Annotated in this window: 25 protein-coding genes; 12 read left to right on the top strand and 13 right to left on the bottom strand. The window is 63.3% G+C overall.

Annotation, left to right across the window (positions count from 1 at the left end):
• Positions 1-29 precede the first annotated feature (29 nt).
• Positions 30-338, top strand: coding sequence for a hypothetical protein (locus GGQ88_RS06750; protein ID WP_183612346.1), 309 nt, complete (start codon positions 30-32; stop codon positions 336-338).
• A gap of 25 nt (positions 339-363) precedes the next feature.
• Positions 364-555 carry a hypothetical protein gene (locus GGQ88_RS06745; protein WP_183612345.1) on the top strand — a complete coding sequence of 64 codons (192 nt, stop codon included), beginning with the start codon at positions 364-366 and terminating at the stop codon, positions 553-555.
• Here GGQ88_RS06745 and GGQ88_RS06740 read toward each other — a convergent pair.
• The 3 genes from GGQ88_RS06740 to GGQ88_RS06730 form a co-directional block, all read right to left on the bottom strand.
• Positions 525-791: a ribbon-helix-helix domain-containing protein gene (locus GGQ88_RS06740; RefSeq protein ID WP_183612344.1), complete on the bottom strand. Its 267-nt coding sequence runs from the start codon at positions 789-791 to the stop codon at positions 525-527. The genes GGQ88_RS06745 and GGQ88_RS06740 overlap by 31 nt on opposite strands.
• A 14-nt stretch (positions 792-805) precedes the next feature.
• Positions 806-1,528: an acetoacetyl-CoA reductase gene (gene phbB / locus GGQ88_RS06735; protein ID WP_183612343.1), complete on the bottom strand. Its 723-nt coding sequence runs from the start codon at positions 1,526-1,528 to the stop codon at positions 806-808.
• Between the two features lie 138 nt (positions 1,529-1,666).
• On the bottom strand, positions 1,667-2,452 hold the full coding sequence (locus tag GGQ88_RS06730) for a hypothetical protein (protein ID WP_246385582.1): 786 nt from the start codon (positions 2,450-2,452) through the stop codon (positions 1,667-1,669).
• A gap of 448 nt (positions 2,453-2,900) precedes the next feature.
• Here GGQ88_RS06730 and GGQ88_RS06725 point away from each other — a divergent pair, with 448 nt between their 5' ends.
• Genes GGQ88_RS06725 through holA form a run of 4 tightly spaced genes read left to right on the top strand, consistent with a single transcriptional unit; the run spans position 2,901 to position 7,481 of the window.
• Entirely contained in the window at positions 2,901-3,296 is a 396-nt protein-coding gene (locus GGQ88_RS06725) for a DUF3576 domain-containing protein (protein WP_246385620.1), read from the top strand.
• A gap of 54 nt (positions 3,297-3,350) precedes the next feature.
• Complete coding sequence (gene leuS / locus GGQ88_RS06720; RefSeq protein WP_183612341.1) at positions 3,351-5,984, top strand: leucine--tRNA ligase; 2,634 nt, start codon at positions 3,351-3,353, stop codon at positions 5,982-5,984.
• A gap of 58 nt (positions 5,985-6,042) precedes the next feature.
• On the top strand, positions 6,043-6,474 hold the full coding sequence (lptE, locus tag GGQ88_RS06715) for an LPS assembly lipoprotein LptE (protein WP_183612484.1): 432 nt from the start codon (positions 6,043-6,045) through the stop codon (positions 6,472-6,474).
• Positions 6,471-7,481: a DNA polymerase III subunit delta gene (gene holA / locus GGQ88_RS06710; RefSeq protein WP_183612340.1), complete on the top strand. Its 1,011-nt coding sequence runs from the start codon at positions 6,471-6,473 to the stop codon at positions 7,479-7,481. The genes lptE and holA overlap by 4 nt, the downstream gene beginning before the upstream one ends.
• Positions 7,482-7,485: 4 nt before the next feature.
• On the opposite strand, the gene GGQ88_RS06705 is transcribed toward holA, so the two are convergent.
• From GGQ88_RS06705 to GGQ88_RS06680, 7 genes are all read right to left on the bottom strand, one after another.
• On the bottom strand, positions 7,486-8,715 hold the full coding sequence (locus GGQ88_RS06705; RefSeq protein WP_183612339.1) for a nucleotidyltransferase family protein: 1,230 nt from the start codon (positions 8,713-8,715) through the stop codon (positions 7,486-7,488).
• Positions 8,708-10,396 (bottom strand): ATP-binding cassette domain-containing protein, encoded by a 1,689-nt coding sequence (locus tag GGQ88_RS06700; RefSeq protein WP_183612338.1) that lies wholly within the window; start codon positions 10,394-10,396, stop codon positions 8,708-8,710. The genes GGQ88_RS06705 and GGQ88_RS06700 overlap by 8 nt, the downstream gene beginning before the upstream one ends.
• Positions 10,386-12,335: an asparagine synthase-related protein gene (locus GGQ88_RS21230; protein ID WP_183612337.1), complete on the bottom strand. Its 1,950-nt coding sequence runs from the start codon at positions 12,333-12,335 to the stop codon at positions 10,386-10,388. Before GGQ88_RS21230 ends, GGQ88_RS06700 begins: the two co-directional genes overlap by 11 nt.
• Positions 12,332-12,829, bottom strand: coding sequence for a lasso peptide biosynthesis B2 protein (locus GGQ88_RS21225; RefSeq protein ID WP_183612336.1), 498 nt, complete (start codon positions 12,827-12,829; stop codon positions 12,332-12,334). Before GGQ88_RS21225 ends, GGQ88_RS21230 begins: the two co-directional genes overlap by 4 nt.
• A gap of 22 nt (positions 12,830-12,851) precedes the next feature.
• Positions 12,852-13,121, bottom strand: coding sequence for a PqqD family protein (locus GGQ88_RS06685; protein WP_183612335.1), 270 nt, complete (start codon positions 13,119-13,121; stop codon positions 12,852-12,854).
• Positions 13,122-13,149: 28 nt separating this feature from the next.
• The gene (locus tag GGQ88_RS21525; protein WP_281372403.1) at positions 13,150-13,284 is read right to left on the bottom strand and encodes a hypothetical protein; all 135 of its coding nucleotides are present in this window, start codon (positions 13,282-13,284) and stop codon (positions 13,150-13,152) included.
• Positions 13,285-13,400: 116 nt separating this feature from the next.
• Positions 13,401-14,279 carry a hypothetical protein gene (locus GGQ88_RS06680; RefSeq protein ID WP_183612334.1) on the bottom strand — a complete coding sequence of 293 codons (879 nt, stop codon included), beginning with the start codon at positions 14,277-14,279 and terminating at the stop codon, positions 13,401-13,403.
• A 277-nt stretch (positions 14,280-14,556) separates the two neighbouring features.
• Here GGQ88_RS06680 and GGQ88_RS06675 point away from each other — a divergent pair, with 277 nt between their 5' ends.
• The 3 genes from GGQ88_RS06675 (at position 14,557) to GGQ88_RS06665 (ending at position 17,000) form a co-directional block, all read left to right on the top strand.
• The gene (locus GGQ88_RS06675) at positions 14,557-14,814 is read left to right on the top strand and encodes a hypothetical protein (RefSeq protein WP_183612333.1); all 258 of its coding nucleotides are present in this window, start codon (positions 14,557-14,559) and stop codon (positions 14,812-14,814) included.
• Between the two features lie 135 nt (positions 14,815-14,949).
• Positions 14,950-16,290 (top strand): O-antigen ligase family protein, encoded by a 1,341-nt coding sequence (locus GGQ88_RS06670; RefSeq protein ID WP_183612332.1) that lies wholly within the window; start codon positions 14,950-14,952, stop codon positions 16,288-16,290.
• Complete coding sequence (locus GGQ88_RS06665; protein WP_183612331.1) at positions 16,287-17,000, top strand: hypothetical protein; 714 nt, start codon at positions 16,287-16,289, stop codon at positions 16,998-17,000. The genes GGQ88_RS06670 and GGQ88_RS06665 overlap by 4 nt, the downstream gene beginning before the upstream one ends.
• Before the next feature lie 12 nt (positions 17,001-17,012).
• Here GGQ88_RS06665 and GGQ88_RS06660 read toward each other — a convergent pair whose 3' ends face one another.
• Genes GGQ88_RS06660 through GGQ88_RS06650 form a run of 3 tightly spaced genes read right to left on the bottom strand, consistent with a single transcriptional unit; the run spans position 17,013 to position 18,871 of the window.
• Entirely contained in the window at positions 17,013-17,558 is a 546-nt protein-coding gene (locus GGQ88_RS06660; RefSeq protein WP_183612330.1) for an LptA/OstA family protein, read from the bottom strand.
• Between the two features lie 26 nt (positions 17,559-17,584).
• On the bottom strand, positions 17,585-18,229 hold the full coding sequence (lptC, locus tag GGQ88_RS06655; RefSeq protein ID WP_183612329.1) for an LPS export ABC transporter periplasmic protein LptC: 645 nt from the start codon (positions 18,227-18,229) through the stop codon (positions 17,585-17,587).
• A 24-nt stretch (positions 18,230-18,253) separates the two neighbouring features.
• A complete protein-coding gene (locus GGQ88_RS06650) occupies positions 18,254-18,871 on the bottom strand; it encodes a ribonuclease D (protein WP_183612328.1) in 618 nt (205 codons plus the stop codon).
• 117 nt (positions 18,872-18,988) lie between these two features.
• On the opposite strand from GGQ88_RS06650, the gene cysD reads away from it, so the two are divergent.
• The 3 genes from cysD (at position 18,989) to GGQ88_RS06635 (ending at position 22,352) form a co-directional block, all read left to right on the top strand.
• Positions 18,989-19,966, top strand: a complete 978-nt coding sequence (cysD, locus tag GGQ88_RS06645; RefSeq protein ID WP_281372401.1) for a sulfate adenylyltransferase subunit CysD — start codon at positions 18,989-18,991, stop codon at positions 19,964-19,966.
• Between the two features lie 124 nt (positions 19,967-20,090).
• Positions 20,091-22,028 (top strand): sulfate adenylyltransferase subunit CysN, encoded by a 1,938-nt coding sequence (cysN, locus tag GGQ88_RS06640; RefSeq protein ID WP_183612326.1) that lies wholly within the window; start codon positions 20,091-20,093, stop codon positions 22,026-22,028.
• Between the two features lie 51 nt (positions 22,029-22,079).
• Positions 22,080-22,352, top strand: coding sequence for a DUF2061 domain-containing protein (locus tag GGQ88_RS06635; protein ID WP_183612325.1), 273 nt, complete (start codon positions 22,080-22,082; stop codon positions 22,350-22,352).
• Positions 22,353-22,423 lie beyond the last annotated feature (71 nt).

Below are 22,423 nucleotides of genomic sequence, written 5' to 3'. Positions count from 1 at the left end.
TGTTTCCATCGCCCATGAGAGGGAATTTCATGAAGAAGTACGCAAGCCTCGCGATCGTTGCCGCAGCCGGTCTGGCGCTTTCCGCCTGCGGTCGCTCTGACGACGCTTCGGAAGCCGCTTCGGAAGACACGGTCGAGATGCCGGCCGACGAATTGCCGGCGATGGAGCCTTCCGCCGCTGCTGCGCCGATGGCGCCTGCACCCGATGCGTCTGCCGCAGCCGATACGGAAGCCGATGCTGCGCGCGATGCTGCCAACAATGCCGCTGCAGTTGCCGCTGCCGCCCAGGCTGCCGACAGTGAAGAGGGTGAGCAGCCTGCACAGCCCGCGCCGCAGTAACAGCGCAATGCGCAGGGTTGCCGCGATGGCGCTCGCCGTGCTGCTGGCATCCTGCAGCACGGAGGAGGAAAAGCCGGGCGGCGTTTCAAAGGACGAAGCGGCCGCCCTGGACGCGGCCGCCGAGATGCTCGACCAGCGCGAACTGCCCGATCTGCCCGAGGCCTCTGCGCAGCCCGCGCAGCCGCCTCAGCCGGCCCCTGCGCCTTCAGCGTCGTGATCTCCACGATCCTGCGACACCAGCCATAACCGGATTGCGCCCGCCAGCCCTGGCGGAGTAGCGCTGACAATGCGCTCGGCGTCTATGCGCGCGACCAGCGCATTTAACGGCACGCCTTCGCGCGACGCCGCAGAGCGCAGCATATCCCAGAACAGGGGCTCAAGGCTGATCGAGGTTTTGTGCCCCGCGATCTCGACCGAGCGCTTGACCGGGGGGTGATAAATAGACCGGTCCAAGCGCTCTGCCCCGATCAATACATATGCTGGCCACCGTTGAGCGACATCGTCGAACCGGTGACGAAGCCACCCTTCTCGCAAGTGAGGAACACGACGCCGCGCGCAATCTCTTCGGCGGCGCCAAGGCGACCTACGGGGATCTTCGCGACAATCTTTTCAAGAACGGGAGCAGGTACGGCGGCGACCATGTCGGTATCGATATAGCCGGGCGCGATCGCATTGACGGTCACGCCGTACTTGGCGCCTTCCTGTGCCAGCGCCTTGGTGAAACCGTGGATTCCCGATTTGGCAGCCGCGTAATTGACCTGGCCATATTGGCCGGACTGTCCGTTCACCGAGCCGATATTGACGATCCGGCCCCAGCCGCGTTCGCGCATGCCGGGGAACGTGGCTTTGGCCATGTTGAAACAGCCCCCAAGGTTGATGCGCATGACCTCGTTCCAGTCGTCGAAGCTCATCTTGTGGAGCACGCCGTCACGGGTGATGCCGGCATTGTTGACGACGATATCGATCGGACCAACGTCGGCCGTGATCTGGGCGCAGCCTGCAAGGGTGGCCTCGTGATCGCCGACATCGAAACGATATGAAGGGATTCCGGTGCGCGCAGTGAAGGCGCGGGCCTTTTCTTCGTTACCACCGTAGTTGGCGACGACCGTGCGGCCTTCTGCCTTAAGCGCGAGACAGATGGCTTCGCCGATCCCGCGGGTACCACCAGTGACGACTGCAACACGCGGCATATCAAACCTCCCGAAAACGCTTGTCAGAGTTACGGTAGGTGCATTGCGGACCGGCTACAAGTAACTGAATACGTAAATGCTGCAGGTGCAGCATCGAATTGCTGCACAGCAACTTAACCAAAACATTTGGATTAGGCGTCAGAAGCGGAATTGGGTTCCGACATAGACTGCCTGATTGTCCTGCTTGCCATCGGTAAGCGGGAGCAGACGGTCACGCTCGGGCGAATAGCGTACGCCGGCGTTGACATTAAGATTGCGCGTCAGGCGGTAGCTGCCACCAAGTTCGACCTGATAATCGCCTTGGCCTTCGAGCGTGCGCGGCGCACGACCGGCGCGATCGCGATCATCGACTTCGACCCGTGGGGCAAAGCGCGAAGGCGTGGACTTGACCGCCGATGGCTTAATCCGGGCAAGATCGGGCATTTCGATGCGCTGCAGATCATGCAGAGCGGAGGAAGCGCCCGACGGAGCGAAGCTGGTGTAGCCGCGCGCCATGCCGAGATTGAACGCGGTCGGTGCGATCCGGACCGGCGAAGCGCCGGCGCCCGGCTGAACTTCGGCAAGCACGCTGCGAACCGAGAAGGCGCGCGCGGTTTGCGAATCAAGGCGAACCGCGACGGTTACCGCGCGACCGGGCCGCGTTTCGTTGCCGGCCGGCGTAAAGCGGAACTGCTTGCCGTTAAGGGCGCGCACGGTGATCTGCGAGGCAAGGCGTTCATCGACCGAAGCCGGCGTGAACGAGCCGATGCCGCCCCGCGCGGCAAGGCTGACCGGCTTGGCATCGAAGCCGCTGGAAAAAGCGCTGCTGACGGTGGGGGCGAGGAACAGGCCGAGGACGATTGCGGCCGCCGTGGCTGCAAGCGGCGCACGCGAGCGCAGGCGTGTGACGCCTTTCGCATCCAACCGTGTACGCTTGCCCGCCATGATAACCCGTTTCTTCCCCAACCGAGGCCGCAACTGCGACCCCACCAGTCTGCCTATCCGTCTACGCCAGCCACATTGCGACTCTGACACGCGGAAGTGCTTGGGGCATCAATACGTCTGACTGCCTCCAAGTTCCAGACCTTGCTTCGCTTTTTGACTCTTCCTTTGTATGTGTGACGCAATGTCCACAGGTGCGCACCGGCATTCAGCAGGCGTTCACTGCATGGACACCCATTAGGGCGCTAACCAGCGCGCATGTTCATGGCGCTTGCCGCACCGCGCGCGGGAATGATAGAGGCCCTGAAACGCTGCGTCGCGAGGCGCGGCCCAACGCGACCGGATCGGTTCCGACCGCCGCAAAGCCAAGGACTGCACCGAAGTGACCATGACCGCAAACGCCACCCGCAACACCCGGAAGCTGATCGTTCGCGGCATCGTGATCGGAACCATGGCGGTTCTCGCCACGGGCTGCGGCAAGAAGGATCGCCCCAAGGCGGACCTTGCCGCCAGCCAGGTCACCACGATCGGCGTAAATGCATACTTGTGGCGCGCCAGCCTCGATGCGCTGTCGTTCATGCCGCTGGTCCAGACCGACAGCAACGGCGGCGTGATCGTGACCGACTGGTACGCCAACCCCAAAAACCCGGGCGAGCGGATGAAGGTCACCGTGTCGATCGTCGATCAGGACTTGCGCGCCGATGCACTGCGCGTCGCCGCCAGCCGCCAGACGCTGACCGGCGGACAGTGGGTCGATGCACCGGTCCAGGCCGTGACCGTGCAGAAGCTCGAAGACATCATCCTGACCAAGGCGCGCGATCTGCGCCGCGCCGCGATTTCGGGCTGAGGCCAACCACCCTAATTGTTGCGTGTGCGGCGCGCGCTCCCTAGAGGAGCGCGCATGACCGCTGACACTCCAGAACGCTTCGATCCCGCGACCGCCGACACCCGCTGGCAGCAGGTATGGGACGAGCGCCAGACGTTCCGCGCCGACGACGCGTCGAGCAAGCCCCGCAGCTACGTGCTCGAGATGTTTCCCTACCCATCGGGGCGCATCCATATCGGGCACGTGCGCAACTACACGATGGGCGACGTGCTGGCGCGCTACAAGCGGATGCGCGGCCATGAAGTGCTCCATCCGATGGGCTGGGACGCATTCGGGATGCCCGCCGAAAACGCGGCCATGGAAAAGGGCGTCCACCCCGGCGGCTGGACCCGCGACAACATCGCCAACATGAAGGCGCAGTTGAAGCGGCTGGGCTTCGCGCTCGACTGGAGCCGAGAGATCGCGACCTGCGAGCCGGAATATTACGGCCACGAACAGGCGCTGTTCCTCGACCTTTATGCAGCGGGCCTCGTCTACCGCAAGGAATCGACGGTCAACTGGGATCCGGTCGACATGACCGTGCTCGCCAACGAACAGGTCATCGACGGGCGCGGCTGGCGCTCGGGCGCGCTGGTCGAGAAGCGCAAGCTGAGCCAGTGGTTCCTCAAAATCACCGACTTTGCCGACGAACTGCTCGAAGGGCTCTCAACGCTCGACAAGTGGCCCGAGAAGGTCCGCACGATGCAGGAAAACTGGATCGGCAAGAGTCAGGGCCTGCAGTTCGCGTTCGATCTTTCGAGCGGCGACAAGCTGGAAGTCTATACTACCCGCCCCGACACGATCTTCGGCGCGAGCTTCGTTGCCGTGGCCGCCGATCATCCCGTGGCGCAGGGCGTTGCGGCAAAGTCGAAGGACGCCGAGGACTTCATCGCACTGTGCAAGCAGGGCGGGACGACCGCTGCCGAACTGGAGACCGCCGAGAAGCTGGGCTTCGATACAGGCATTACCGCCAAGCATCCGTTCACCAGCGCGGACCTGCCTGTGTTCATCGCCAACTTCGTGCTGATGGAATACGGCACCGGCGCGATCATGGCGGTGCCGGGGCATGACCAGCGCGATTTCGATTTTGCGACCAAGTACGGGTTGCCGATCCTGCGCGTCGTTGCCAGCGATCCGGCGGACGCGGACAAGCCGTTTACCGGCGAGGCCGAAGCGGGCGACGGCGTTCTGGTGAACAGCGATTTCCTCAATGGGATGAACGTGGCCGATGCCAAGGTCGCGATCATTGCCCGTACGCAGGACGGTGGTTTCGGCGAGGGCAAGACGGTGTGGCGCCTGCGTGACTGGGGCGTGAGCCGCCAGCGCTATTGGGGCACGCCGATCCCGTTCATCCACTGCGAGATCTGCGGCGTGGTGCCGGTGCCCAAGAAGCAGCTGCCGGTGATCCTGCCCGAAGACGTCAGCTTCGATGTTCCGGGCAATCCGCTCGACCGTCACCCGACGTGGAAGCATGTTGATTGCCCGCAGTGCGGCCACCCCGCTCGGCGCGAGACCGATACGCTGGATACCTTCGTCGATTCGTCGTGGTACTTCCTGCGCTTTGCCAGCCAGCCCGCCGACCGCCCGTTCGATCCGGAAGAGATCAAGCGCTGGTTGCCGGTCGAGCAGTACATCGGCGGAATCGAGCACGCGATCCTGCACTTGCTCTATGCTCGGTTCTGGACCCGTGCCCTCGCCCGGATCGGCAAGATCGAAGTGACCGAGCCGTTTGCGAGCCTATTCACGCAAGGCATGGTGACGCACGAGACGTACAGCGAACAAATCGTGAGTGTTACAGACCAATCCGACTACTTCGACAATAGAGACGTTTTTGAGAAGTACGGCACTCAAACGGCTATCACGAAGTTAAACCTGGAAACCTTTACGTCCAAGCGTTGGCTTTCGCCTGCTGAGTATATCGAACTTGCCACAAAGACCCAAAAGATTGCGACGGGCAGTTCCTTCTCATTGGGTGCTTCGCGCGGCCGCATTGAAAAAATGTCCAAGTCCAAGAAGAACGTCGTGGACCCGGATGAGATCGTCGCCAAACACGGTGCCGACGCGATCCGCTGGTTCATGCTGTCGGACAGCCCGCCCGAGCGCGATCTGCCGTGGTCGGAAGCCGGGATCGAGGGTTGCGCGCGTTTCGTCCAGCGGTTGTGGCGGTTGTTCGGACAGTACGATGCCGCCGCTACCGGCGAAGACAAGGCGCTCGACCGCAAGGCGCACCAGACGGTGCATGCCGCCGCGTCGGACATCGAAGCGCTGGGCTTCAACAAGGCGGTGGCCCGCATCTATGAACTGACCGGCGCGATCGAGAAGGCGGCACCGTCTGCCAGCCGCTCGGCCGCGATTGCCAAGCTGCTGCTGCTGGTCGCACCGATGATGCCGCATCTGGCCGAAGAGGCCTATGCGCGAATCGGTGATGGGCTCGTCTCCGACGCGGCATGGCCCGAGGTCGATCCGGCGCTGCTGGTCGATGATGAGGTGACCGTCGCGGTGCAGGTCAAGGGCAAGCTGCGCGATACGCTGACCGTGGCCAAGGGCACACCCAGCGAAGAGCTTGAGCGCCTTGCCCTCGCGTCCGAGAAAGTGCAGCGTGCGCTCGATGGGGCGGAGATAAGGAAAGTGATCGTAGTGCCCGACCGTCTGGTGAACCTTGTCGCTTAAGCGCCTGATATTGCTTGTCGCGCCCGTCGCGTTGGTCGGCGGCTGCGGCCTCAAGCCGATGTACGCGGGCGGCGGCAGCGGCAGTCTGGCGCGTTCATTGTCCGATGTCGGTGTCTCGCCGATCGAGGGGCAATCGGGCTGGCTGGTGCGCAATGCGCTGGTCGACCGGCTGGGCGCGGGGCGGCAGAACTCCCAGACGCGCTATCGCCTGGACATCCGGCTGGATGACAAGGTCGAGGGCCTCGGCCAGCTTTCGAACGACACGATCACCCGCGAACGGCGGACGCTGCGCGCGCGCTATCAGCTGGTCGATCTGGCATCGGGTGACGTCGTGCTTGATGCGACGGCGGGGTCCGACGCGGGCTTCGACGTGGTCAACAGCGAATACGCGGTGATCGCGGCTGAGCAGACCGCGCTCGAAAACCTGTCGCAGGAAGTCGCCGACCAGATCGTCACGCGCATAGCGGTGCGCCTGCGCAACAAGAAGTGAAGCTGACCCAGAAGAATTTCGGCACCAGTGCTGCGCGCGCGGCCAAGGAATGCCGCATCTTCTATTTCTGCGGACCCGATGAGGCAGGTGCCAGCGACGCCGCCAACCGCATCGCAGCCTTGCTGGGCGAGGCCGAAAAGGTCGAAATGACCGGCGCTGAGCTGAAGCGCGACCCGGTCAAGCTTGCCGACGAGGCACGTTCGGTATCCCTGTTCGGCGACAAGCGGATCATCCACGTTCGGGCAACGGGCGACGATGCCCACGATGCGGTCGCAACCCTCGTCGAAAGCCCGGTCGAAGGCTGGCCGGTGCTGATCGTGGCGACGTCCGCCACCGACAAGTCGCGCATCGCCAAGCTGCTGGAGAATCGCAGCGAAGCGGTCGTGGCGATGTTCTACCCGCCCGATCTCAAGGCCGTGGCGGACGCGATCCGCGACATGGGCGGCGCGGTCGGTGTCACATTGAACCACAGTCTGGCCGAGCGTATCGCCCGCGCCACCGGGCTCGATACGCGCATGGCGCGCAGCGAGATCGAAAAGCTGGCGCTCTACCTCGACGCCAGTCCGCAATCGCCCCGCACACCCGACGCTGCGGTGCTCGATGCCATCGGCGCAGTGAGCGAGGACGACAGCTTCATGCCGCTGGTCAATGCCGTCCTGAGCGGTGATGTCCGGCGCTTGTCGGGCGAGCTTTCAAGGCTGCGGGAGCTGGGGCTGAACCCGGTGGGCCTGCTGCTGGCGTTCGAACGGCGGGCCACGCAACTGGTCCAGCTGGCGTCGCGCCTGGGCACGCGCAACGACATCGACGCGTTCGTGAACGAGGAGCGCGTGTTTTTTCGCGATCGTACCGACCTCACGAACCAGTTACGGCGCTGGCGCGGCGCGCGGCTTGGCAAGTTGTGCGAACGGCTGTCCACGCTCCATTGCACCTTGATGGAGGACAACCGCAACGGCGAGCTGGTGCTGGCACAGGGGCTTGCCCAGATCGCGCGCTCGGCGTCGCGATAGGCCTCTAGCCCTTGCGCATCCACTGCAGGAGCTTCGCCTCGTTGGTTGCGTGATCTTGCACCGCCCGACCTGCCGTGGCTGCGCGATAGATCCGGCCACGGTTCCACAGCCACGCCGGGTATCCGGCAAACCGCAGCGGGCTGGTCGCCTCGCACCCGACGATCCGCGCGAGTTCATAAGGGTTTGGCTGAAGCGCGCGCGCCAGCGCCGCACCGATGGTCCATGATTTCTCGGGGTTTTCCGCGTCGAACCGCCGCAGCAGCTTGCTTTGCGCGACTTCGGTGGATGAAAGCAGCATCGCGGCATAGGCCACTTCGATCTGATCGTCCGAGCAGCCGCAATCATCGAGCAAGCGTTGCGGCACCCATGTCGCGCCAAGGCTGTGCGCGGTGGCGGCAACAAGGCCAAGCGCATTGCGCAAGCCGAACCGCTCGGCCTCGCGCGCCACCTCGTCCCAATCCAGCGCGTGGCGTGTGGCGATGAAGTGCAGATCGGCCAAAGTCAGTGACCCGTTTTCGAACATGTGGTGAAGCGTCGCATGTTCGGTCAGGTGCAGGAAATTGCCCACTGTCGACGGCACCCGGAACGGCCGCCCGAGGATCTCACGCACTTGCGCGCCCTGCTTGAGGAACGCGACGAACGCCCCCTCCTGCTCCCAGTTGCGGGCATTGACGCGGTGGTGCAATTCGATCGTCAGGTCGAAGCGCGTATCCTGAATCTCGGGCATCTGATGGCCGTACTCGACGCCGTAATTGCCTGCCCACGGTGCCTTGCGATAATTCGGACTGTCGAGCAGCAACGTCTGGGCGCGAACCACGTCTTCGAGGGGCAGCAGGGCATCGACGTCGCGCATCGGACGCAGCATCGCGTCAGGATAGTCGGACATCGCAAGCGACAGGCCCTTGAGCCAGATCGGGCTGAATCCCGCCGCGTCCAGCGTGTCGAACAGGCTGCGGATGGCGGCTTTCTGTTGCAGCCCGTAATGCAGATACCAATTGGCCTCATTGTCCAGTTCAGCCCTCGCCGCCGCTGGCACGAATGCAAGCTTGCTGACCGCGCGGCGCACCAGTTGCCCGGCGCGCTTGCTTAGGGCGAGCTCGACCAGACTTACCCAGTGGCCCTCGTCGAGCAGCGCCAATGCGGCGCTGTGATCGCTGTCGGGCGCAGCGCATATGCGTAACAGCGCGAGCGCTTCGGGACTGGCGCGATTGCCTTTGCCGCGCGGCTCAGTCACCGGGAGCAAGCTCGACCACGTGGTCCGCCAGACGCTGCAGGGTTGACCGGTGGCCGAGGATCAAGACGGTGCAACTCCCTTTGAGCGCCGCGATCGATTCGATCACCGCAGCCTCATTTCCGCTATCGAGCGCGGATGTGATTTCATCGAGGATAAGCAGATCGGGCTTGCGAAGCAATGCACGCGCGAGTGCGAGGCGCTGGCGTTCGCCGCCCGAAAACTGGCGGCCCTGCTCGCCCACGCGCGTGGCCAGCCCTTCGGGCAAGGCGGCGACGAACGATGCCGAGGCAAGCCCGAGCGCATCCCACAAGGCCTCGTCGTCCTCGTGCGGCAGACCCCAGCGCAGATTGTCGGCAATGGTCCCGTCGAACAGATAGGGGATCTGCTCGACATAGGCGACGCGGCTGCGCCACGCGACGCGCAACGCACCGGCGAGCGGCTGGCCATCGACCAGCACCTCCCCCGCATCGGGCGAGATCAGCCCGCTCAACATGTCGGCCAGGCTGCTCTTGCCCGATCCCGAGGGGCCTGAAATGCACACGACCGAGCCCGCCGCGATCGTCAGCTCGAAGCCATCGAACACGGGCGTTTCGCGTCCTTCGTAACGCAGGGTTATCCCGCGCAGGACCAGTGCTTCGCGCAGCGCGGGCGCATCCGTACCAGCACTGCGCGCTTCGACATTGCGCGTTGCTTCACCAATCAGGTCCTGCAAACCATCGAGAGCACTGCGGTCATGCCCCCAGCGACTGAGGTCCTGCTGCAAGCTGGTCGCGACGGGCACGAGCCGTGCCATGATTGCCAGCACCGGGACCAGCGCGGTCAGCGGTGAGTGGAGATGCATCGTCGCCACGTAGACCAGCATCCCGAGCGACACCGCCGCAACCACCTGCAGCATGACATGGACCAACGAATGCGTCCGATTGTACTGCTGCTCGGCCAGTTCCATCACCCGCGCGGCATGGTTGAACTGTTCGACGAGAGATGCCTCCGCGCCGCCGATACGCGCCGCACGCAAATGGAACAGTCCGTTGGTCACCTGCGCATTCAACGCCTGATAGGCATCGCTGTAGCGCACGACAGCAACTTCGCGGCGCGATCGCATCGCGATCATGCAAGTTGCGACCAGACCCGCCGTCGCCAGCGCGACAACGGTCAGTTTCCATGACACCACGGTCGCCGTAAACAGCAGGATCGTGGCGGTGATCAGACCCGTCGCGATCGACAGCGCCTCCTCACCCAGTTGCCCGACGCGGTCCGCCTCGCCCATCAGGTGTCCGACATGATCGGAGCTGCTCTGGCGGCACAGCCAACGCCATTCGGCGGCCAGGATCGCGTTCTGGGTCTGGATCCGCATGACCTTGGTCAGCGTCAGGCCCAGCCGGTAGCGGGCGTCGAGGACCAGATATACGAGCGCGGCGCGCATTATCACCAGCGCCACGACCATTGCGAGCAGCAGCCCGACCGGCCAGGCGGCGACAGGCTCGAGCCACGCGCCCGCCGCTCCGAGCGCCCCCTTGCCCGCAATCAGTCCGGTGATCGGCACCAGCATCAGCAGACCGATGCCTTCGGTCAGGCTCGACACGATCATCAACGCCGCGATCCAGACGAGCCGCCCCACGCCGGCCGCGTCCCTGATCACCCGCAGGGCGCGAACCGTCGGACTTGCGGGTTTACCCGACATTGCGACCTTCCACGAAGCTGACGAAGCGCGCCATGGCCATGCCGCGCCCGATCCCGGAGTTGATGCGGGTGCCACTGCGGCTGGCGGGGTGGTCGGTCCCGTCCCACTCGGCCAAGGTGGCGATCATGCGGTCGAGGTCGAACACATCGGCGAGTCGCGGATCATCCTTCATCGCGGTCAAGTCACCAAGCAGCCGCTCCCGATCGCGGCTGAACCGCACCGGCCAGTCCAGCGACTGCGCACCTGCGCGTTCTTCCTGCCAGACCATGTCCGGGACGCGTCCCTTCAGCAGGCGCCGTGCCAGCCAGCGGGACTGGCCATCGCGCAGATATTGCTCGTCCGGCACCCCGGCGCAAAACGCAAGCAGCGGCGGATAAGCTGTCGGGTCGCGCGAGGGCAGACCGTAAAGCAGTCTGAACCCAAGGTCGATCTCGGGCGTGAGGCTGGCAAGACTTTCGGCCACGCTCCGGCGCCACTCGGCGGACGAACGGACGTCGTAGAAATCGATGTCCGCACCGATCGCATCGGCACGCGCCAAAGCGCCGGACTGGCGGGCGTAGTGCTCGCGCATCGAACACCAGTCGGTGAACGGTGAGGCCCGCCATCGGCGGTGCCGGTCAATCCGGCGTCGCCAGGCCAGCGGCACATGCGGCATGACCGCCATCGACAGCAGCTTGCGCCAGAACGGGCGTTCGTCGGGACTCTTGCCGATTTCGCGCAGCAGACGCGCCCACTGTCCTGACCGAAGCCAGTCAGGATAGCCGGTCAGCCCGTCATAGCTGAAGCCCGCATTGCCATAGTTACCGGTAAGCAGAACATCGCAGCCCAGTCCGCTGGCGCGCTCCATCGCGGCATGAACCCAGTGTACGTTGGATTCGTTCAGTGCAGGCCACCCGCCGACCAGCAAGTGGCGGGCCTGACGCTCGCCATAGGTATAATCGGCGGCATCGACGAAATGCGGTTCGATCCGGGGGTACATCGCACACAAGGCCCGGACGTGATCCGATTCATCGCCGAACACGTGTGGCCGGTCGGGCGTGATATGGCCTGCCATCGGGATGGAAGTGAACGAGCGCAGCGGCGTGCCATCGCCAAGGTTTCCGACCGCGTAACTGGCAACCGCCTGCGAATCGAACCCACCCGACAGCAGGATGGCAGGCGTGCTTGCGCCGTGCATTGTCTCGCGCACCGCTTCTTCGAACAGATCGTCGAGTGCTTCGACATATTCGGAATCGGTGGCAAACCGTACTTCGGGTACCTCGCCGATGCTCCAGAACCGGCGTCGCCGGATGCCTGACGGATCGTGTATTTCACAGGTTCCACTCGGCACGCGATGCATACCCGCGTACCAGCTGGAAACGCCATCGAGCGTATTCAGCAGCAAGGTGTCGGCAAGGTGATCGTCGTTGATCCGGGACGGCACGCCGCTGGCAAGGATCGGACCCGGAAGCGAGGACACGACCAGACGCTCGCCTTCGCGCCAGACATGCAACGGCATGCTGCTGGTGGGCGAACGCGCAAGGCGCAACGTCCGGGTCTGCGGAAACCATTGCAGCGCTGCATAATCGCCGACAATGATCGTGTCGCAAGCATCGCCGTACCTGGCATGGACGCGGGCATAGATATCCGCCGGGTCTGTCGATGAAGGCAGGCCGAACCGCGTGGCAAGCTCATCGGTCCGGTACAGGCGCCCGGCAAGGATGGTTGTCGATCCATCTTCCTGCATCCGAACGGGCGTCCGGCGCATCTGGACGCTGCGACCGGCAGGCACTGGCTTGGCCTCGCGCCACGCCAGCGCTGCTCCCGGGCTGCGTCCGTGACCGACGTCGCCGGCCTTGCCCAGCGTCATCGACCGGACGACACGCTCCCAGCTCTCGGTAAACCATTCGGTCTCGCCGAAATCGACCGCAACACTCGCCAGCAGGATCTCAGGTCTCACAGGACGCTGCGAGGTTTGCGGGTTTGTTCGAACACCATGATCGGGCGATAGGCCGTACGATCGCACTGCCCGATGATCATTGCTCCGTCGACTTCGACCCAAGCATGGTAGGCGTCTGGCCCCGTGCGATCGGTCACATGGAACGCGATGACCAGTTTCGAGGGCACACGCCACGCGCGCAGCATCCATTGCAACGCGGCCGCCTTGGGCAGGCATTTGTAATGTCCGGGAAGGCGGTCGGCCGCATGCTCGACACACCGAGCAAGGGTGGAGCGCAGTTCGGAGGGGTGGGGGCCGGGATCAACCAACGGCATCCCGGGCGCAGCCGCAGAAAGCATGCTCTGAGGAGAAACAGCGTCGGGCACAAGCCGACCGAGCGTGGCGCGCCAATGCACGAATGGCACGAACGCAACCAGTCCGCGGGCAACGAGCAGCGCCGCCACAGACACGCCAACGTATCCGCGCAGTTTCCACGTCTGTGAAGTTGATATCACCGCAACATGCGCCACGGCCTCATCAGCTTTCAGAGGCGAAGCCCGCCGCGACCAGTTGGTCGGCAAAGCTGCTGACCGAATTGCTGCACTCTTCAGGCGATATGCCATACTCATGCTGCAATTCGGCGCAGATCAGATCAAGATCGTCAATGCGATCCAGTTTTTGCCAGATATCGAGGCTGACACCCTTCATCGAGAAGAACTTGCCTGTATCCACATGGATCATGACAAGCTCGCCATCGACTTCAGTTGCACAGAAGGTCGATTCGACCTTCCGAAGAGTACGGGACATCTGGCAAACAATCCGACAGTAACGAAGATCAGCTCTTGGTCTTGCCACCACTGCCGTCGTTGCCCGGCTGGTTCTTGGCAGCAATCGCCGAAAGATCGATCGTCAGTTCTTCAAGAACCGGAGCCGACCAAGTCTTGGCGCTGTCGTTATTCATCTGAGCCATGTTTGAACCCCTAACTTTAGTTAACAACCTGAAAACCAATGCTTATGTTGTACATTTGTTGCGCCTGCGAAGCAACCAAGAATGAAAGATCAGTTATGTGTTGTTAATTCATACTCTTAACCGCCCCAAGACTCGCCGCAAAGGATTGCCTTGATCGTGTCGACATCCTCTCCGAAACGGTGCGAATCAAACGGACGGAACAATCGCCACACGCGAACCTGAGAGGTTAACGTCATCAGGAACTGCTCGTGCAGCGCGCGATCGCCACGCGCGACATGCACGAACCCACGATAGAGGGTAGCAGGCAGCAGCGCGAGTTTTGCCGCTCCGGTAACCGGCTCGAACGCAACCTTTTCTCCGCGCTCGAGGAACACGAGATCGGTCAGTGGCAGCGGCCCGGTCGCTTTGCGCGCGGGATCGGCGTAGTTCTTGCCCGGCATTGAATAGACCGGCCGTAGCGCCGTCGAACTGGCCAGACCCAGAGCGTCGTCCCATAGCTTGAGCGGCTTGGCATCGGGCAAGGCCATCACCCCATTTGGCTGCAGTGCAACAACAAGCGTGTCGTCGCAGACATGAGGCAGTCCGCGGGCCGCCAGCGATGCCGCCAGCGTCGATTTGCCCCCGCCTGAGTCTGCGGTAAACGCCACCACCCGCCCGCCGACATCGACCGCGCTGGCGTGAAGCGGCACATAATCGTTGAGCCAGGCGACCGTTCCGAACACGGTACCCCACAAAAACAACTCGAAGTCCGTATCAAGACCAGCGGGAGGCAATTGCACAGTCAGCCCGCGCCCTTTGCGGTAGTGAAATCGTACGTCTTCCCAAGTCGTAAATAGAAACTCTTGAGAAGAAACGATAAAACCGTCCCCATCGTCAAGAAATTCACCTTCGATGGAAACGGGTACAGGACCGAATTCGACCTGCATTTCGCTCTGCAACCGAGCGAGGGCAGCATTCGCGTCGGCAATCTGTGCGTATTCTGTTGGTTCCGGCATGCTGGCCAGTTCGCCGCGTGCATCGCAAAAAGCAACATTCTTCTGCCGGACACCCTGTCCGGTCGTGCAAAACCTTGGATGTGTGAGCTAGCGCATAAAACTTCCATGTTGGAACAGGTTATGGCTTGACCGCCAGGCACTCCCTTGCCGGAACCTTGCCAAAACTGGTGAAATTCAGGTGAACTACTTACTAAAGGTTGCGAATCATTTTGCATTGCGGTATCGGCGGCATTGAGAGGGCGGTAAACGTAAGTGCTACTGCTTTAGGAGATTAATTATGAAGTTTTCCCGGATTGCGTCGGCACTTGCAGCTGGTTCGTTGCTCGTCGCACCGATCGCTGCTCAGGCTGGCACTCGCGCTGCTTCGTCCTCGGTTTACCCGACGACCGGTTACTCGGCGAGCCGCTCGTCGTCCAAGGTTGATGATGAAAACGGTCTGAAGCCCGCTATCTGGGTTATCATTCTGCTTTCGGGCGGCGCTGCTGCCTACGGTCTTTCGCGCGCGCTCGACGCAAAGTCGAACGGCGCGAACTGATTTCGGTTACAAGTTGACCCGGGCACCAGCAATGGTGGCCGGGTTCTCTTTGTCTGGAATATGTGTCTGCAAACGATCGCTCGGGCTTCAGCCAGATTAGCTTGACCCTCGGCCCCAACCGGTCAATCAACCGCCATGCTCAAGACCCGCGCCAACCAGCTTAGCGCTCTGTTGATCGTCGCCGTCATCATGGGCGGCGGCGGAGTCGCCTACGGCCTCTCGAACCTTGTGGTTCAGTTGTTCGCTCTCGGCTTGCTGGCGCTGAACTACTCTGCAGTCCGCGACTTCTTCCGCGAAGGACCGCCGGTTCTCGTCGCGCTCGTTGTCATGTCGCTGTGCGTGCCGTTACTACAGATCCTGCCCCTTCCGGCCTCTGTCTGGACCGCCCTTCCCGGCCGGGAACTGGTCGCGGAATCGCTGGCCGCAGCGGGCGGTCCTGGCTGGTTTGCAATGTCGGTCGACAGCGCGCGAACCTTTGTTGCATTCATCGGCCTGCTCGCACCCTTCGCAGTCGTGGTACTCGGCTGGCGCTGTCCCGACGATGGCCTGGCGCGCGCAGTGCTGGTGGTGATCGGCCTCGGCTTGCTCAACATCGTGCTGGGATCGGTCCAGGTTCTGGGCGGCGGTGCGGGAATTCTCTACGTCGAAAACGAGATGCCGGGCGTTCTGTTCGGATTTTTTGCCAACCGCAATTCCACGGCCATTTTCCTTGTCTGTTGCCTGATCCTGATGGCCACGCTTGCGCCTTCGCGGCTCCTGTCGGCGCCCGGCCTGGCCAAGTTCAGCGCCGCGCTACTGCTCGGCGTCGGCGTCGTGCTAACCCAGTCGCGCACCGGCCTCGTGCTGCTGGCCATTCCACTGGCGCTTTATGCCGTCCATTTTGCGAGCCTGCGGTTCCGACCTGCAAAGCCGCAGGCCGGCGGGCAACCGGCGGGCCGCATGCTGCTGGTCGCCGGGGTTGCGCTGGTCGCAATTGCAGGCTTGGCCACGATGAGCAGCGGCACCCGCCTCGACAGCGTTCTGGCGCGTTTCGAAAATACCGAGGACCAGCGCCCGCTGATCTGGGACGATGCGAATTTTACCGCTCGGCGCTACTGGCCCGTCGGTGCAGGAATGGCGACGTTCGACGAGGTATTCCAGGCAGACGAATCGCTTGAGAACATATCCCCGCGTCGTGCCGGACGCGCGCATAACGACTATCTGGAGCTCGCGATCGAAGCCGGAGCAATCGGCCTTGCGGTACTGGCTGCCTGGGTCTTGTGGATCGGGGTCGCAGCGGCGCGTGCAATGGCAACTGCGCAACGATGGCCCGCGCTCTCGGGGGCCGGCATCCTGCTTGCGATCGCGTTGCAGTCGGTGCTCGACTACCCGTTGCGAAACCAGACGATGCTGTGCCTCGCGGCTCTGGCGATAGTTCTGCTAGCGCCGGTCCGTAGCCGCCGATCGGCTTCGCCCCGCTCGGAGGAGCCGGCATGATGCGCGCGCTGTGGCTATGCCTGATAGCGGTGCTGGCAATCGCGGCAAGCGGAGCGGAACTCGATCGCGCCTCGCGCCGGATCCCGCAGCTTGCGACGCTCGTGCCGACGCCGTTTCGCAGCTTCGCGCAAGAGCAGCTTGTCAGCTCGACCGTCCGGTCCGATTCGCCTGCAATGGCTTTGCAGGACGCGCAATTGCTGGTGCGGCGTCGCCCGGTGCCTTCCGAACACCTGTCCCTGCTCGCTATTGCAGAGGAACGCGTCGGCAAGAGCGAGAAATCGGGACTGCTGGTACAGGCTGCAGCGCGACGCGGCTGGCGAGACCCGATCGCTCAGCAGGCCATGTTCGCGATCGCATTCAATGCCGGGGATGCGGGTGAATCCGCGCGCCGACTGGCGGCGATGTGGGCGCTGCAGGACAATCAGGCGCCGCTGCGCGATCTGACCGCGCAATTGCTCGCCAAGCCCGAGGGACGTGCCGCGCTGGCTGAGACGCTCGGCTCAGGCGGTCGCTGGACGTCCTCGTTTCTGGCCACAGTGCCGCAATCCGCACCGGTCGAGCTCGCCCAGACGGTTGCGCTCGCTGCCGCCAAAGGCATCCGACTGGATTGCCGCGCAACAACGCGGCTGCAGCAATTTTACAACGGACGCAAAATGGTCGCAGAGCTTGCAGCCATCAGCCCGGCGGTGAGCAACTGCACGCCCGGCTGACCGGTTGCGTCTTCAGTTCTGCTGTTTGACGTTGAACGTGCCCGAGACACGGCCGCCGCTACCACCGGCTCCCGCCCTGCCATCGACACTCGACAATCCCGAATCGAGATCGATCACCAGACGTCCGCCATTCAGCGTGTCGCCGCTGCGACGCAGCGCGACATTGCCCGTCATCGTGATGACGTTGCGGTTGAAATCGTAGACCGCCACGTCGCCGCGTGCGTTCTCGTTGCCGCGCGTCACCTGCACCCCGCCGTTGGCGTCGATCCGGTCGATCTTGATCCCGTTTGCATCGGTATAGGCCACGGTCGTGCGCGCCGCGCGCATGCGCAAGTCGGACTGCGCGATGTCGACGTTGCCCGACAGGACAACACGCTTGGCCTTGTCCTGCACCTCGATACGATCGGCCTCGTAATTAACCGGCGCGTTGCTGTTGTGGTTGGCAATCGCTTGCGCGAACAGGTGCTGCGCTCCAGCGACGAGCGCGGCCGATCCGGCAAAGCCCAAAGCCGCCATGCGCAGGGGACGGGCAGCGCGAATGATCTCGATCGTGGTCATGGGGTTCCCGCCTCGGGTTGTGTCTCTCATGGCATCTGCATCTTGCCCGGCACCATGCGAAGGCGGGCATTGCCTTCGAGTGTGACGGATCGCTCGGACAAGTCGGCGCTTATCGCGTCTGCCGAAAACGTACCAGCCGGAATACGTCCCTCTACCGGACCACGGCTCTGCAGCCGCTTTGCCCCCAGATCGATATCCACGTTGGTCGTGGTCATCCGGTAGCCGCCTGCCGTCTGAAAATTGATCGGCCCGACCACATCGACGATCTCGCGGTCGAAGTTGTAGTCGCCCCGCCCCGCGGTCAACATGGCGGGCCCATCGTCAAGCAGGATGCGCGCGGTCAACTGGTCCAGCCGGATCTGCGGGACGGTGCGCGTCTTCTGCACCGCAGACCCTGCCGTCACCGAAAAGCTGCGTCCTGAATCGTCCAGCCCACGATACATCGCGCTCGACACCTGCATGCGGTCTTCGAGCACCGCGACCTTGCGCCGGTCGAGCAGGAAGCTGATCTCACCGCGCGGCGATAACGGCGCGATGATCATTACCGCCAGCAGTGCGCCGACCGCCGCAGGCAAGGCGCGCGCCAGGAAATGGACGAGCTTGTCGTGGAATCCGCCTGGCGCGGCAAAACCGCGCCGTTGCGTCCGCATGATGTCGGCTTGCTCGGTCATCGCAGCAGCCTTGTCCCTCGCACCTTACTCGTGGCTGAAGATATCGCGATCGGCCCAGCCAGCCAGATCGAGCCGCGCGCGAACGGGCAGGAAATCGAAGCATGCCTGCGCCATCTCGGTACGGTGCTCACGCGCAAGCCGCTCGATCAGGATCGTGTGCATCGCGTGCAAGTGGCGCACATCGGACGCGGCATATTCCTGCTGCGCGTCGCTCAGCACCGGGGCGCCCCAGTCGCTCGACTGCTGCTGCTTGGAAATCTCCTTGCCCAGCAGTTCGCGCACCAAGTCCTTGAGGCCGTGACGGTCGGTATAGGTGCGCACCATCTTCGATGCGATCTTGGTGCAGAACACCGGCGCGGCAGTCACGCCGAGGTAATGCTCGATGGCCGCCAGATCGAACCGGGCGAAGTGGTACAGCTTGATCCGCGCGGGATCGGCCAGCACCGCCTTCAGGTTCGGCGCCGCGTAATCGCTGCCGGCTGCGAACCGCACGAGGTGCTCGTCGCCCCCGCCGTCCGAAATCTGGACGAGGCACAGGCGATCACGCGGGGTGATCAGCCCCATGGTTTCGGTATCGACGGCAACCGGACCGGGCGCAAGAACGCCCTCGGGAAGGTCTTCTTCGTGGAAATATACGGCCATTCACTGCGCTTAGGCGGTTGCCATGGCGGCGGCAAGCTCTTGTCTCGCTCAAGGCTGGGCCAGCGGACGAACCCGCGCTTCGTGGCAATAAAGAGATCCCATACGACTCACTCCCATATGGGAGTATCGACCGGAGGCCCCCGAAACCATTCAACGCTCACGCAACAGCGGAGCGAAGCCGTCGCAATGACCAGTCCTGTTCTCACTCACTTGCAGCGCCTCGAAGCCGAAGCGATCCATATCATGCGCGAGGTCGTGGCCGAGGCCGAGCGCCCGGTCATGCTCTATTCGGTGGGCAAGGACAGCGCGGTGATGCTGCACTTGGCCCGCAAGGCGTTCTACCCCTCGCCGCCGCCATTCCCGCTGCTCCATGTCGATACGACGTGGAAGTTCAAGGAAATGTACAAGCTGCGCGACCGCATGGCCACGGAAAGCGGCATGGAACTGCTGGTCTACCAGAACCCCGAGGCGGCAGAGCGCGGGATCAATCCGTTCGATCACGGCGCACTCCACACCGACATGTGGAAGACCGAAGGGTTGAAGCAGGCGCTCGACAAGTATGGCTTCGACGCGGCCTTTGGCGGCGCACGGCGCGACGAGGAAAAGAGCCGCGCCAAGGAGCGCATCCTCTCGTTCCGCAGCGCCAGCCACGGCTGGGACCCAAAGAACCAGCGCCCCGAGCTGTGGAACCTCTACAACGCGCGGAAAAACAAGGGCGAATCGATCCGCGCCTTCCCGATCTCGAATTGGACCGAGCTCGACATCTGGCAGTACATCCACCTCAACGACGTGCCGATCGTGCCGCTGTACATGGCCGACATGCGCCCGACGGTCGAGCGTGACGGCATGCTGCTGATGGTCGACGACGAGCGCTTCCCGCTGCTGCCCGGCGAAGAACCGGTGATGCGCTCGATCCGCTTCCGCACGCTCGGCTGCTATCCGCTCACCGGCGCGGTCGAAAGCACCGCCAAGACACTTCCCGAGGTCATTCAGGAAACGCTGCTGACCACCACCAGCGAACGCCAGGGCCGCGCGATCGACAAGGATGCGGGCGGTGCCGGCATGGAAGTGAAAAAGCAGCAGGGGTACTTTTGACGCTTCTCCCCTCCCGCTTGCGGGAGGGGGCGGGGGTGGGCAGTCTCACCCGAATACATTTGCCTGAACAGGCCCACCCCTAACCCCTCCCGCAAGCGGGAGGGGGACTTGGAGGGATCAAGAAATGACCGACCAGACCGACGTGATCTACCAGACCGAAGCGCTCATTGCGCAGGACATCGACGCCTATCTCGACCAGCACCAGCACAAGACGATGCTGCGCTTCATCACCTGCGGGTCGGTGGACGATGGCAAGTCCACGCTGATCGGGCGACTGCTGTATGATTCGAAGGTGATCTTCGAGGACCAGCTTGCCGCGCTGGAGAGCGATTCCAGGAAATCGGGCACACAAGGTGAAGAGATCGACTTCGCGCTGCTGGTCGATGGCCTTGCCGCCGAACGCGAACAGGGCATCACCATCGATGTCGCCTACCGCTTCTTCAACACCGAAAAGCGCAAGTTCATCGTCGCCGATTGCCCCGGCCACGAACAGTACACCCGCAACATGATCACCGGCGCTTCCACCGCCGACCTCGCAGTGATCCTGATCGACGCGCGCAAGGGCGTGCTCGTCCAGACGCGCCGGCACAGCTACTTGTGCCACCTGATCGGCATCAGGAACATCGTACTGGCCGTCAACAAGATGGATCTGGTCGATTACGACCCGGCGATCTTCGACGCGATCGTCAAGGACTACACCGAGTTCGCGCGCAGCATCGGCATCGAGAGCTTTACCGCGATGCCCATTTCGGGCTTCAAGGGCGACAACATCACCACCGCTTCGGCCAACACGCCGTGGTACACCGGCCCGACGCTGATCGAGCATCTCGAAACGGTCGAGGTGCTGGCATCGACCGACGCGGAAAAGCCGTTCCGCATGCCGGCGCAGTGGGTCAACCGCCCCAACCTCGATTTCCGCGGGTTCTCAGGCCTGATCGCGACCGGCAGCGTCAAGCCCGGCGATGCGATCCGCGTCCTGCCATCGGGCAAGACCAGCACGGTCACGCGCGTGGTCACGCTCGACGCGGATCTTGATCAGGCCGTCGCGGGCCAGTCGGTCACGATCTGCCTTGCGGACGAGGTCGATTGTTCGCGCGGCGACGTGATTGCGCTCGCAGACAATCCGCCCCAGGCCGCCGACCAGTTCGAGGCCACGCTGGTCTGGCTCAATGACGAAGCCATGATCCCGGGCCGTGCCTACTGGCTCAAGCTCGCCACGCAGACCGTCTCGGCCACAGTCCAGGCGCCCAAGTACGTCGTGAACGTCAACGATGCAGGCGGCTCTGGGTCGCAACTGGCGGCCAAAACGCTCGATCTCAACGCCATCGGCGTCGCCGAACTTGCGACCGACAAGCCCATCGTGTTCGAGCCCTACACGCAGAGCCGCACGCTCGGTGGGTTCGTGCTGGTCGACAAGATCACCAATGCCACGGTCGCAGCCGGCATGCTGAATTTCAGCCTTCGCCGCGCCCAGAACGTCCATTGGCAGGCGCTCGACATCACGCGTGAGGCCCATGCCGCGTCCAAGAACCAGAAGCCCGGCGTGCTGTGGTTCACAGGACTCTCCGGCTCGGGCAAGTCGACCATTGCCAACCTCGTCGAAAAGAAACTCCACGCGCTCGGCAAGCACACCTTCCTGCTCGACGGCGACAACGTCCGCCACGGCCTCAACAAGGATCTCGGCTTTACCGAGGCCGATCGCATCGAGAATATCCGCCGCGTCGGCGAAGTCGCGCGGCTCATGACCGACGCTGGCCTCATCGTGCTCACCGCCTTCATCAGCCCGTTCCGCGCCGAGCGCGAAATGGTGCGCGGGCTTCTGGCGGACGGCGAATTCCTCGAAGTGTTCATCGACACACCCTTGGAAGAAGCCGAACGGCGCGACGTCAAGGGCCTCTACAAGAAGGCGCGTTCCGGGCAACTCAAGAACTTCACCGGCATCGACAGCCCCTACGAAGCACCTGAGAACGCCGAAATCCGTGTAGATACTACTCGCGAATCACCAGAAGCCGCAGCCGAACGGATCGTCGATCATCTTCTGGGCTGGACCCCGACGATCTGAACCACCCGTGAAATCACACCGGGCCGCAGCGCCCGGCAAAGGAGTGCAGAAATGTTCTTGTTTCACGGCCACGAAGCCCACACCCGTTCGGTGGTCAAGGCGATCAGCTGGCGCACGCTGGGCAGCATCGACACCTTCCTGTTGAGCCTGCTGTTCACGCATGATGCCAAGGCGGCCGGTGCCATCGCCGGAACCGAAGTGATCACCAAGATCGCACTGTATTATTTCCACGAACGCGCGTGGAGTTCGGTCCTGTGGGGCACCAAGCGCCCGGCGGCTCAGGACGATGCCCCGCAGCCGACACTCGAACCCGATATGGTGTAAGGCAGGCCGGTTCGCAGTCACCAACGTCGCAAACCCTCCCGGGGTGGGTTTGCGACGTTGGTTACGCTAAC

Source organism: Novosphingobium hassiacum (genome assembly GCF_014196055.1).
Classification (GTDB): Bacteria; Pseudomonadota; Alphaproteobacteria; order Sphingomonadales; family Sphingomonadaceae; genus Novosphingobium; species Novosphingobium hassiacum.
The sequence above is the reverse complement of the archived record's forward strand: the minus strand, read 5'-3'. Positions and strand labels throughout refer to the sequence as shown.